12 protein-coding genes are annotated in these 11894 nt (G+C 72.3%); 4 read left to right on the forward strand and 8 right to left on the reverse strand.

The genetic code is table 11. The features are described from left to right. Positions 1-118: 118 nt before the first annotated feature. Positions 119-1084, reverse strand: coding sequence for an SRPBCC domain-containing protein (locus CRM89_RS08600; protein ID WP_098083699.1), 966 nt, complete (start codon positions 1082-1084; stop codon positions 119-121). Then, positions 1081-1416, reverse strand: coding sequence for a helix-turn-helix transcriptional regulator (locus tag CRM89_RS08605; RefSeq protein WP_060590780.1), 336 nt, complete (start codon positions 1414-1416; stop codon positions 1081-1083). Before CRM89_RS08605 ends, CRM89_RS08600 begins: the two co-directional genes overlap by 4 nt. A gap of 375 nt (positions 1417-1791) precedes the next feature. Between CRM89_RS08605 and CRM89_RS08610 the strand changes: the two genes are divergently transcribed. Further along, on the forward strand, positions 1792-2373 hold the full coding sequence (locus CRM89_RS08610) for a hypothetical protein (protein ID WP_011209626.1): 582 nt from the start codon (positions 1792-1794) through the stop codon (positions 2371-2373). Positions 2374-2386: 13 nt separating this feature from the next. Here CRM89_RS08610 and CRM89_RS08615 read toward each other — a convergent pair whose 3' ends face one another. Beyond that, positions 2387-3253 (reverse strand): class II glutamine amidotransferase, encoded by an 867-nt coding sequence (locus CRM89_RS08615; RefSeq protein WP_060590778.1) that lies wholly within the window; start codon positions 3251-3253, stop codon positions 2387-2389. Positions 3254-3577: 324 nt separating this feature from the next. Between CRM89_RS08615 and CRM89_RS08625 the strand changes: the two genes are divergently transcribed. After that, the gene (locus CRM89_RS08625; RefSeq protein ID WP_098083700.1) at positions 3578-5110 is read left to right on the forward strand and encodes an acyl-CoA synthetase; all 1533 of its coding nucleotides are present in this window, start codon (positions 3578-3580) and stop codon (positions 5108-5110) included. Between the two features lie 81 nt (positions 5111-5191). Here CRM89_RS08625 and CRM89_RS08630 read toward each other — a convergent pair whose 3' ends face one another. Then, on the reverse strand, positions 5192-6631 hold the full coding sequence (locus tag CRM89_RS08630; protein WP_098083701.1) for an MFS transporter: 1440 nt from the start codon (positions 6629-6631) through the stop codon (positions 5192-5194). Positions 6632-6699: 68 nt separating this feature from the next. Here CRM89_RS08630 and CRM89_RS08635 point away from each other — a divergent pair, with 68 nt between their 5' ends. Next, positions 6700-7359 (forward strand): TetR/AcrR family transcriptional regulator, encoded by a 660-nt coding sequence (locus CRM89_RS08635; protein WP_098086929.1) that lies wholly within the window; start codon positions 6700-6702, stop codon positions 7357-7359. Between the two features lie 20 nt (positions 7360-7379). Here the strand turns inward: CRM89_RS08635 and CRM89_RS08640 are convergent, their stop codons facing one another. The 3 genes from CRM89_RS08640 to CRM89_RS08650 form a co-directional block, all read right to left on the reverse strand. Continuing rightward, positions 7380-8141 carry an SDR family NAD(P)-dependent oxidoreductase gene (locus tag CRM89_RS08640; protein WP_098083702.1) on the reverse strand — a complete coding sequence of 254 codons (762 nt, stop codon included), beginning with the start codon at positions 8139-8141 and terminating at the stop codon, positions 7380-7382. Between the two features lie 227 nt (positions 8142-8368). Next, positions 8369-9295 carry an NAD-dependent epimerase/dehydratase family protein gene (locus CRM89_RS08645; protein WP_098083703.1) on the reverse strand — a complete coding sequence of 309 codons (927 nt, stop codon included), beginning with the start codon at positions 9293-9295 and terminating at the stop codon, positions 8369-8371. Then, on the reverse strand, positions 9292-9960 hold the full coding sequence (locus CRM89_RS08650) for a TetR/AcrR family transcriptional regulator (RefSeq protein WP_098086930.1): 669 nt from the start codon (positions 9958-9960) through the stop codon (positions 9292-9294). Before CRM89_RS08650 ends, CRM89_RS08645 begins: the two co-directional genes overlap by 4 nt. An 80-nt stretch (positions 9961-10040) precedes the next feature. Between CRM89_RS08650 and CRM89_RS08655 the strand changes: the two genes are divergently transcribed. After that, entirely contained in the window at positions 10041-11477 is a 1437-nt protein-coding gene (locus CRM89_RS08655) for an MFS transporter (protein WP_172964464.1), read from the forward strand. 51 nt (positions 11478-11528) lie between these two features. Here the strand turns inward: CRM89_RS08655 and CRM89_RS08660 are convergent, their stop codons facing one another. Beyond that, complete coding sequence (locus CRM89_RS08660) at positions 11529-11891, reverse strand: metalloregulator ArsR/SmtB family transcription factor (protein WP_011209637.1); 363 nt, start codon at positions 11889-11891, stop codon at positions 11529-11531. Between the last annotated feature and the right edge of the window lie 3 nt (positions 11892-11894).

Raw genomic sequence — 11894 nt, forward strand, 5'->3', positions numbered from 1 at the left:
GAGAAACCATCGCTGCCGTACCGGTCCGCTCCCGGCTGATCACGCGGGCCGGGCCGGTGCCGACTGCACGCGCCATGCCCCGAGGCGGTGGGGTCCCCGGGCCTGTCGTACCGCCGCGCTAGGTCGAGGCGAGGTCCGCTTCGTAGCGATCGGTCAGCGCCGCGACCCGGTCGGCCGGCCAGGGGCAACGCACCTCGCCCTGCGACGCGGCGAAGAAGAGTTCGAGGTGGACGTGCCAGGCGGCGAGCAGTTCGGCACGGGCCGAGGCGAGTTCGCGAGGGACGGTCTGGGTCAGTGCGACGTGGACGCCGAGGTCGGGGTCGGCGTGGAACTCGAACCGGACGACGCCCGCGGCGGTGCCGTCGTGGCGCCACTCGTACGCCAGCGCGGTGGGCGGCTCGACCACGGTGAGCGGGCCCGCCTCGACGTGCTGGTTGGTCGCGCGCAGTGGCGCTGTCTCGCCGACGGCGGGGGCACCGTCCTCGACCAGCAGCCCCCACAGCGTCTCCACCGGCTGCCACATCATGTCGCGGTCGAAGCGCAGGACGTAGCCGTCGGCGGTGGTCTCGCAGGTACCGGTGTCGAGGCCGAAGGCGGCGATGTAGTGCTCGAGGTCGGCGAGCCAGGCGCCCTCCGCTGCGGCGGGCGCGGCGCCGTCCAGGGCGGCGGCGAGGGCGGCCAGGCAGCGGTCCCAGCCGACCGCGGTCCGCGCGGCGCCGCGCCTGCCCGCGGCACCGCCGCCGAGTACGTGGGTGAACACCAACAGGGTGCCCGCGCCGTCGGGCACGAGTTCGAAACGCAGTACGTCCCGATTCCAGCGGAACATGTAGACCTTCGGCGGATCCACTTCCAGCACTTCGCCCTCGGAGGTGGCGTCGGTGGTGTCCGGCGCGTCGGCAAAGGTGAACCGCATCGTCGCGCCGGGACGGACCTCGGTGTCGACGGTCGCCGGGAACCAGGCGGCCATCTCGCGCGGATCGCTGATCGCGCGCCACACCTTCTCCGGCGGGTGCGCGAACCGGCGTTCCATCCGCAGGGTGGGGGCGCCATCGAGAGTGTGCAGGTGAGCTCGGGGGTCGGTCATCGTCGTCCTTTCCGCGGGGCGGGCTCGTCGGGCATCGTGTCGAGGTGGCGTTCGAGGGCGTCGAAACCGGCTTCCCACATCCGCCGGTACGGCGCGAGCCACGCTTCGATCTCGGCCAGCGGCTCGGGTCGCAGCCGGTACCACCGTCGCTGCGCGTCCTGGCGCACCGCGACCAGTCCCGCGCCGCGCAACACCTTGAGATGTTTGGAGACCGTCGGCTGGGCCAGGCGCAGCTCCTCGACCAGATCCCCCACCAGCCGCTCCCGCTCCCGCAGCAGATCCAGGATCTGCCGGCGACGGGGTTCGGCCAGTGCCTCGAACGTTGATGCCATACCGGCAATATAGCCGATTGGGAATATAACGGCCAGCGCGGCCGCCTGCCGACGGCGCGCTGGAGCGCGTTAGGCGCTGAGCATCATGCAGAAAACCAACGACCACCCGCCGTAAACAAAAAGTGGCGCAAATCACCGGGGCGTGAATACCACTGCGGTGCAGAAGTTTTCGTGAGAGCGGGCGCAAACAGCAAGGACAGCGCCGCCGACGGAGACCGTAACGAAATATCGCCGCACTCCAATATGGGATCGGTGCCCGGGCCGATGACGGATCCAGTCCCGGGTACCCCGCACCGGGGAAGCCGCCAGGCACACCGAGGCGGTTCCCCCGGATCCGAACCCGAGAACGACCCGTGACCGTGGGGAGGACTGCTGATGACCCAGGTGCATCGACCCGACGACGAAGCACCACAAACCCGTTCGGCCCAGCCCGCCGTCGCCGCGGTGGCGATCGCCGTCGCGGCGGCGATCCTGATCGTGCTGATGGTCGTGGCCCGCGCGCCCGAACCGGGCGACACCGACCGACCCGCCCCGGCGACCGCGGCGCCGAGCGGCCCGGCGCAGCCGGCCACCGTGGGATGCCCCGGGCCCCGTCCGGTCGCCGACCCCGAGCTGGCCGCGTTCGTCGGCGGACTGGATCTGCCCGCCGGCGCCGAGGTGATCGCCGCGGACATCGACACCGAGGTCGGATTCCCCGGCAAGATCGGCGTCGAGATCGACTTGTGCCTACCGGATTCGGCCGGCGTGGCGGCGCTGCGGCCGGTCGCGACCCGCATCGCGGGCGCACTGCAACCGACCGCGCTCGGGGCGCGCACGGTCGTGCTCACCGTCACCGACCTCGCGCCCGACCGACGGGTGGAGGCCCGCCTCGAAGACCCGAACTTCCCGCTGAGCCGGTGGAAGACCCAGCCGTCGCGCGCCGCCGAACTCGTGCAGTGGCACGTGGTCACCGAGTAGCCGCCGTCGCCGGTCAGCTCGGGGACTGCGACGCCGCGGCGTGCGGGTCGAGATCACGCAGGGTCAGGCGGTGCCGCGGAGGCCGGTCCAGGATCCGGTGCCGCGTCACCGCCTGGTCCGCGCCCACCCGCAGCAGTTCCCCGACCGGCAGATTCTCCCAACCGGGGTCCTCGTCCATCCGTTCGCTGGCGACGACGACCGCCGGGTACCGGGCCAACGGTCCCGACCGCGCGCGCATCCGCCCCGCCGAACCGCTGTGCTCGAGATGCCTGCCGTGCCGCCCACCGGCGCTGCGCCGCAGCACGAACAGATCGTGGGTGTCCGGGTAGCGCAACGCCCAGAGTTCGGTCGCGGTGATGAGCACCAGGTTGATCGCGAAGACCGGCAGGGTCGCGGCCACCCAGCGGGTGGCCGCCGCGATCCCGGCGCCGACGTCGCCGCCGTGCGCCTCGATCTGCATGGTGATCAGGGCGAACAACCGCTCGGAATCGGTGTCACCCGCGACGAGCGCGCGGTACTCGCCGAGCTCGGCGTCCAAGCGCTCCAGATCGCCGAGCACGCCGTTGTGCGCGAACAGCCTGCCGTGCTGGGTGAACGGATGAGTGTTGACCGCCGACAGGCCGCCGGTCGATGCGTAACGGATGTGGGCGAGGAAGGTCTGCGAGACGAATTCCTGGGCCTCCCGACCGAAGGCGGCGTCCCGGTAGGCCGCGATCGGCTGCTTGCGCACCACGGGCGCGCCGTGCTCGTCGAAGACCCCGAGCCCGGTGCCGTCCGGTTCGCGGCGGCTCTGCTCGGCGAGACTGTCCGGAGCCTCGAGCAACCAGAAGGTCGCGTGCACCCGCTCGGGCGCGGCCGACAGGCCGAACAGACGACACATGGGCTCCTCCTGTCCCGGGCGGTCACCGCGTGCCGGGCACGTACCCCCGTCCGTGCGACGGAAACCGGTCAGCCCAGCTCGATCCGCACGATGGCACTGTCCGGCCACAGCGTCCGGGCCCGCGCCCGCCGCCCGCGCCCGCGCCATCGTGGAATGGGGCATCGCCTGCACCTGCCCCACCTTGGCCGAATGCAGCTGCGGCGCGCACCTGCACGCCCCGCCAGCGGCGACCACCGGTCCGCGATAACTACCGAATCGCCGTTCACTTTCCGCTATCCTCCGTGGGCAGAGCAACCCGACCGCATCGTCTCACCGAGGAGCCGCATGTACCCCGGCGCACACGTCGACAGCTTCCCCGACAAACCGGCCCTGATCATGGCCGAGAGCGGCGAGGTACTGACCTACCGCGAGCTCGAGGACAACTCCGTCCGGCTCGCCCGCCACCTCCGGGCGGCGGGCCTGCGGCCCGGCGACCACCTCGCCCTGCTCTCCGGCAACGACCCGAAGGTCTACGAGGTCTACTGGGCCGCTCTGCGATCCGGGCTTTACATCACCGCGGTCAACCGGCATCTGTCGCCGAGCGAGATCAGCTACATCGTCGACGACTGCGGCGCCCGCGCACTGATCGTCTCCGCGGCGCTCGCCGAGTCCGCGGAGAAGGTCGTCGCCGAGACGCCCGCCGTCGAGATCCGCCTCGCCTTCGGCGGCGACGTGCCCGGCCACGCCTCCTACGAGGACGCCCTCGCCGCGTCCTCCCCCGAACCGCTGTCCGACCAGCCGCGCGGCGCGGACATGCTCTACTCCTCCGGCACCACCGGCCGGCCCAAGGGCATCAAGCAGCCGCTGCCGCAGCGCCAGGTCGGCGACGCACCCGGCGACACCTACACCGCCATCTTCGGCCCGCTCTACGGTTTCGGCACCGAGACCGTCTACCTCTCCCCCGCACCGCTGTATCACGCGGCGCCGCTGCGGTTCGGCGGCGTGGTGCACGCCTTGGGCGGCACCGTCGTCGTGATGGAGAAGTTCGACGCCGAGGCCGCGCTGGCCGCGATCGAGCGCTACCGCGTCACGCACAGCCAGTGGGTGCCGACGATGTTCGTGCGCATGCTCAAGCTCGACGAGCAGGTGCGCACGCGCTACGACGTGTCCAGCCTGAAGGTGGCCGTGCACGCGGCCGCCCCGTGCCCGATCGACGTCAAGCGCGCGATGATCGACTGGTGGGGGCCGATCCTGCACGAGTACTACGCCTCCACCGAGGCCAACGGCGCCACCTTCATCGACAGCGAGCAGTGGTTGCGCAAGCCCGGCTCGGTCGGCAAGGCGGGGCTCGGCGTCATCCGGATCTGCGGCGAGGACGGCAAGGAACTGCCCACGGGCGAGGTCGGCACGGTGTACTTCGAGCGCGAGGACGTGCCCTTCGCCTACCACAACGACCCGGCCAAGACCGCCGACGCGGTCCATCCCGACCATCCCACCTGGACGACCACCGGCGACATCGGCTACGTCGACGACGAGGGCTACCTGTTCCTCACCGACCGCAAGGCGTTCATGATCATCTCCGGCGGCGTGAACATCTACCCGCAGGAGATCGAGGACGCACTCGCCCTGCACCCCAAGGTGTTCGACGTCGCGGTGATCGGCGTGCCCGACGAGGAGATGGGCGAATCGGTCAAGGCCGTCGTCCAGCCCGCGCCCGGCGCCGACCCCGGCCCCGACCTGGCCGCCGAACTGCGTGACTACCTGCGCGAGCGCATCGCCCACTACAAGGTGCCCCGCAGTTTCGACTTCGCCGACGACCTGCCCCGCACCCCCACCGGCAAACTCGTCAAGGGAAAGCTGCGCGCCCGGTATCTGTGATCGGGGTGGGCCGTCCTCGTCGGCGTGCACCGGCCCACCGGGACGGTCCGTGACGGACCGGCGTACCGGGCCGGGAACCGCTCAACGGGCGGGCACCGAGGCGCGCGGCTCGCCGGACGTCGTCGGGTCCGTCGGCTTCTTCGCGGGCAGCACCACCGCGGCCGCGATCGCGGCGAGGGCGAACAGGGCGGCGGTGACGGCCAAGCCGAGGGCGTAGCCGCTGTTGAGGGCCGCCGGATCGGTCGCGCCGCCGGTGCGCGCGGCGGCGACCGTGGCCAGCGCCGCCACGCCGACGCTGCCGCCCAGCTGGCGGGCGCTGTTGAACACGCCCGAGGCCATCCCCGCCTCATGCGCGGGCACGCCGATCGTGGCGGCGCCGGCGACCGGCGCCAGACACAAGCCCATGCCGAGTCCGCCGAACAGCGCCGGGCCGAGCACATCGGTGAGCACGCTGCCGTCCGGGCTGATCAGGGCGAACCAGCCCATCCCGACCGCGGCCAGCGACCCGCCCGCCACGATGAGTCCGCGCGGCGCGCGCACCGCGCCCAGACGCAGCGCCAGTACGGTCCCGACGACCACGGCCAGCGAGAACGGCAGGAACGCCACCCCGGTCGCGCCCGCGCTCATGCCCAGCACCTGCTGCATGTACAGCGACGCCAGGTAGAAGGCCGCGAATTGTCCTGCCCCGGCCAGGAATACGAAGAGATTCGCCCCGCCGGCCCACCGGCTGCCGAGCAGGCTCAGCCGGACCAGCGGCGCGGCCACCCGCGTCTCCACCGCGACGAAGCAGGCGAGCAGGGCGGCGGCCGCGGCGAGCGTCGCCAGGGTGACCGGCGAGGTCCAGCCCACGTGGTCGGTGCGCACGACGCCGATCACCAGCAGGCCCACACCCGCGGTGGCGAGCAGGGCGCCGAAGACATCGAGACGATCGCGCGCGGCGGCCCGCCGGTCGGCGGTCACCCCGGCGAGCACCGCGGCCAGCGCGAGCAGCACGAACGGGATGTTGATCCACAGGACCCAGCGCCAGTCGGCGTATTCGGTCAACACGCCGCCCAGCAGGACGCCGCCCGCGCCACCGACAGCGTTGGTCGCACTCCACACCGCCAACGCGCGCGCCCGCGCCCGCCCTTCGGTGAAGGTGGTGGTGAGCGTGGCCAGCGTCGCGGGCGCGATGGCGGCCGCCGCCACGCCCTGCACGGCGCGCGCCGCCACCAGCTGCCACGGTGCCTGCGCGAATCCACCGGCCGCCGAGCCTGCTCCGAACACCATCAGACCCACGACGAACACCCGCCGCCTGCCCACCAGATCGCACGCCCTGCCCCCGAGCAGCAGGAATCCACCGAAGGTGAGCGCGTAGACATGCACCACCCAGGACAGATCCACCGGCGCGAACCCGAGGTCGGCGCGGATCGCGGGCAGCGCGACGTTCATGACGGCCATGTCCAGTGCGACCAGGAACTGCGCGACCGCCACCGCGGTGAGCGCGGCACGGTGGCGCCCGTCGACATCGTTTTTATACATGTATAAAAACTAACCAGCCGATCGGGTGCTGTCCACACCTTCCCCCGCCCATGCGCCAGGATGGGTACATGCCCGACACGTCCGCGCGCACCGGCCGCCCGCCGAAGATCTCCCGCGCCGAGATCGTCGCCGCCGCCGAGTCGATCATCGACGCCGAGGGCGTCGACAAACTGACGATGCGCCGGGTGGCCGCCGAACTCGGCTGCACCGCGATGGCGCTCTACCACCACGTCCGCGACAAGGACGACCTGTTACGCCTGGTGCTCGACGACTACGCCGACCGCGTGCAGTGGCCGGCGCTGCCGGACGACCCCCGCGAGCGGATCATCGTGGCGGCCACGGCGATGCACGAGGTGCTCTCGGCCCGCCCGTGGATCGTGGAGGTTCTCACGCGCGGCGACCTGTTCGGGATCTCCGCGCTCTGGGTCGCCGAGACGATCGTCGACGCGGCGTGCGCGTACGGCCTCGCGCCCGCCGACGCCGTCGGCGTCTACCGGACGATCTGGCACTACACCGCGGGCGAGATCATCGTCCGCACCGGCTCCGCGCGCCGCGCCGCCGAAGGCCGCCCCACCTTCCGCGAGCAGGTCTTCGCCGACCTCGACCCCGACGTCTACCCGCGGCTGGCCGAATGGGGCCCGCGGTTCGTGACCCTCCCCGACAGCACCTACGCCACCGGGCTCCCGGCACTGGTCGACGGTTTGCTGCACCGAGCGGGCGACCGCTAGGCCACCCGGTCGGCGGAGGCTCAGCGGGTGGTGTAGCCGCCGTCGATCGACAGTGCCGCGCCGGTGACGAAGGACGACTCGTCGCTGAGCAGGAAGGCGCAGAACGCGGCGATCTCCTCCGCCGTGCCGATCCGGCCGAGCGGATGCAGTCCCGCCACGTGCGCCTCCCCCTCCAGGGTGGCGCCCATCGACGTGCGGAAGCCCGGCGTATCGATCGCACCCGAGAGGACCGCGTTCACCCGCACACCGCGCTCGGCGCCCTCGAGCGCGACCGCCCGGGTGAGTCCGACGACGCCGTGCTTGGCGGCCACATACGGTGCCACCGTGGCCATTCCGACCACGCCGAGATTGGAGGCGTTGTTGAGGATGGCGCCGCCGCCGGACGCGGCGATGGCCGGAACCTGGTGGCGCAGGCCGTGGAAGACGCTGGTCAGGTTCAGCCCGAGATCGGCTTCCCACTGGCCGGGCGTGAGTTCGTGCACCGACCCGGCCGCGGTCACCCCGCCCGCGTTGTTGAACGCCGCGTCGAGCCGCCCGAACCGCCCCATCGCGGTGCCGGTCAGCCGTTCCATATCGGTGGCGACGGTGACGTCGGTCGGCACGAACACCGCCGTGCCGCCCTCGGCGCGGATCTCGGCCGCCAGCCGCTCCCCCGCCGCCACGCCGCGCGCGCCCAGCACGACCGCGGCGCCCTCGGCGGCCACCCGCCGGGCCACCGCCCGCCCGACCCCCGAGCTCGCGCCCGTCACCAGTACCACCTTGTCGGCGAATCGCATTGCCATGACCGGTCTTTCCTTCCGCTTCGGAGTTCCTGCCACTCCAGTCAAGCGGTCGGCCGCCCGGTGTTCCGGCGGTTTCCGGACATCACGTTGACGTGTCATGTAATCGGCTCGCGGGCTCCACACAGCCACCGTCCGCGATCGCAGCGCCCGCGCCCCGGTCGGCCGTCCGTGTGCCAGGATCGATTCCATTCAGTAGTGCTATGCACCACAGGTACCGGTGGGGTCGGCTACCCGAGACCGATGCCCGCGGCCGCCAGCTCCTGCCGCACCGTGTCGAGAGCGAGGATCTCGTGGATCCACGTGGGCGTGGTGAGGCGTCGGTGTGCCGCTGCCCGGACGGTCAGGGCGGCGACCACCGCGGTGGCCAGTGATTGGCCACGGCCGGTGGCCCAGCGTGTCGGACCGTCGGCGGGCCGGGCGAGGATCACCCACCGGTCTCCGCCCGGCATTCGCCGTGGCGTCAGCGCACGGAGCGCGGGCGCCCACGTCAGCGCGGCCAACCCGGTGGTGGCCAGGCGGGAGTCCATTCGCAGATAGGTGCGGACGGGAACGGCGAAATCGCGGGTGAGCCGGTGCTGATCGGCGAAGTCGGCGCGGAGCGCGGGAAACGGTGGGTAGCCGGACGGTGCGGGCAGGGCGAAGCGCGCGGGCCGGGTGAAGTTGCGGACGGCGCTGCCGTCGGCGTCGGCGAAGTGCCGTCCCAGCAGCCCGTAGGTCCAGGCGGTGGCGGCCGGGCCGTGGCGTTCGCCAGCGCCGAGTCCCACCATGATGTCGACGGGGCCGGGCCCGTTCGCCAGCGCGTCGACGGCGAGCAGGGTGGTCAGCCCGGGCGCCAGTCCGACTCCGAGGACGACCGGCCCGTCCACGCGCTCCAGGGCCCGCACGTAGCCGGAGGTGGCCGAGATCTCCAGGAACGCGATGCCGCGACCGGCGCACGCCGCGGCGAGCCGGACGTCTTCGGTGCCCGCGCAGTTCACCACGGTCGATACTCCCGCGAGTGCTGCCGCGACGCTGTCCAGGTCGGTGACGTCGAGCGCCCGGTCCGCCCGCGTCGCGTCGCGTCCGGCGGCGAGCGCCGGGATGCCCTGCGCGCGGAGCAGCCGGACCAGGTGAGCGCCGACGGCTCCGTAGCCACCCAGCACCAGCACGGTCATCGGATCGCCTCCGATGCCGGGCTCCCCGGCTGGCCGCCGCGCGGCGGGAGCAGTTGCCCGACCAGGGCGTCGGTGGCCCAGGCTTCCCACTCGGCGCCGGTCCAGCCGCGGTCGTGCACGAGCAGCCGGTAGGTCTCGGGAGCCAGGGTGGCGAGGGCGATGTCGGCGGCACGGGCGGCGGTGAGGCCCGCCCGCAGCGGCGTCTTGGCGGCGAGCGCCTCGGCCAGCCGGAGCTGGACGGTGTGCCGCTGGGAGACGTTGATCTGCCAGAGTTCGGCGAGCTCGGCGTCGGTCGCCGCGGCCGAGCGGATCACCTCGAGCAGCGGACTCACCCGCGCGTAAATCGTTGCCGCGGCCGCGACTTGGAGCCTGATCTGTTCGGCGGGCGCGGCGGCCATCGCCGCCGCGAACCAGGGCCGGTCCATGGTGGCCACCGGTTCGGTGTCGCCGGCGATCTCGACATCGAGGAGCTCGGACAAGATCGCGCGTTTCGTGGCGAACGTGAAGTACAGCGTCTGCACCGCCATGCCGGCCTGCTCGGCGATGGCCTTCATGGTGGTCGCGGTGTAGCCGCGGGTGGTGAACAGTTCCCGTGCCGCGGCGAGCATCTTCGCCCGATTGGCCGAGGCCTTGGCGGCCCGCACGCCGGTGGTCTTCCCTGTCATGCCGCACATCCTACTTGACTAGAGCGGTACTCCAGTGAACTATCTTCACTGTAGTGGCGCTCTAATGAAAGGTTGTGCTCATGTCGGGCAGAGGTGTACTCGGGGCGCGGGACCGGCTGGTCCTGTTCCTGATCACGGTGGTCGAACTGGTGGTTTTCCTGGACACCACCGTGCTGAACGTGGCGCTGCCCAGCATCGGCACGGACCTCGGGCTCGACGAGGCGGGACTGGGTTGGGTGACCAACGCCTACTTGTTGGCCTTCGGCGGGTTCATGCTGCTCGGCGGGCGCGCCGCCGACCTGCTCGGGCCGCGCCGGGTGTTCGCGGGCGGCCTCGCCGTGTTCACGGCGGCCTCCGCGCTGGCCGGATTCGCCGGCACACCGGCGGTTCTCATCGCCGCCCGGGCCCTACAGGGCCTCGGCGCGGCCGTGGTGATCCCCGCCCAATTGGCGCTGCTGGCCGCGACGTTCACCGGCCCCGCCGCGCGACATCGCGCCTTCGGGGTGTGGAGCGCGATGGGGGCGGCGGGCGCCGCGATCGGCACCGCGGTCGGTGGGCCACTCACCGATCTGTTCGGCTGGCCGTCGATATTCCTGATCAACCTGCCGGTGGGCGTGGCGGCGCTGGCCTTCGTCCGCGTGCTCCCGCCGGATCCGCCGCTCCCGGTCCGTGCCGTCCGCCGGCTCGACGTGCCGGGGGCGATCACCGGCACCGCCGCGCTGTTGATCATCGGGTACGCCGTCGGCGCGCTCGGCGACGCCTCGACGCGCACCCTCGCGACGGGACTGCTGGTGACGGGTCTCGCGCTGCTGGCCTGCTTCGTGGCGCTCGAAGCCCGCAGCACCCGGCCGTTGATGCCGTTGCGGCTGTTCACCGTTCGCCAGGTGAGCGGATCGGCTCTGGTCAACGCGCTGGTGGGCGCCGCCCACGTCCCCACCTTCGCACTGCTGGCGTTGTACCTGCAGAACACCCAGCACTACAGTCCCACCGCGTCCGGCCTCGCGGTGCTGCCGGTGGCCGTGGTGAACATCGTCGTCTCCCGCACACTGATCCCGTACGCGCTGGACCGGCTCGGCTCCTGGCGGGTGCTGGCCGGGGGCCTCGGGCTCCAGGCGGTGGCCATGGCGCTGTTCGCCCGCCTGCCCGAGCACGGCAGCTATCTCATCGATGTGCTGCCGGGGGCGGTCCTGCTCGGCATCGGCCTGCCCGCCGCGTTCGTCGGCGTGACAGCGCCCGCGGTGACCGCCGTCGACAAGGCCGACGCCGGGATCGCCGCGGGCATCGTCAACACCGCCCAGCGCGTCGGGTCGGGCATCGGGGTCACGGCGGTGCTGCTGCTCGCCGAGGTGGTGGCCCGGCACTCCACCGCCCCCGACGCCTACCGGATCGGGCTGAATCTCGCCTTCGCCGCCGCGGCCGCCCTCGCCGCGATCGGCGCCCTGCTCACCATCGCCCTGCTCCGCACCGAGACGACGCCGACCGCGGAGTCCGCGACGCCGGCCGCGGTGCCGGAGTGACGCGGGAGAACTCGCGACGCCCGGCCTCGTCGACCCTTCCGAACGCCCGGATCAGCCCGCGGCTTCGGGACGGTCGGCGAGGCCGAGTCGTAGATGCTCGCTGTGGTAGACCGCTTCGTCGAGCAGTTGGGCGACGTGGTCGTCGTAGAGGCGGTAGACGATCTTGCGGCCGACGCGGCTGCCGGTGACCAGTCCCAGGTTGCGCAGCAACCGCAGCTGGTGCGAGACCGCCGACTGTTCCATGCCGACGGCCTCGGCCAGTTCGGTGACCGGGCTCGGGCCCTGACGGAGTTCGGACAGGATCAGCAGGCGGCTCGGCGTGGCCAGCGCCTGCAGAGTCGTGGCGACCTGCGCCGCGGCGTCGGCATCCAACCGCGCCGTGGGGCGGCTGCGCCCCTCGACTCCGTGTCCCATGAC

Origin of the sequence: Nocardia sp. FDAARGOS_372 (assembly GCF_002554515.1) — a bacterium.
Classification (GTDB): Bacteria; Actinomycetota; Actinomycetes; order Mycobacteriales; family Mycobacteriaceae; genus Nocardia; species Nocardia farcinica.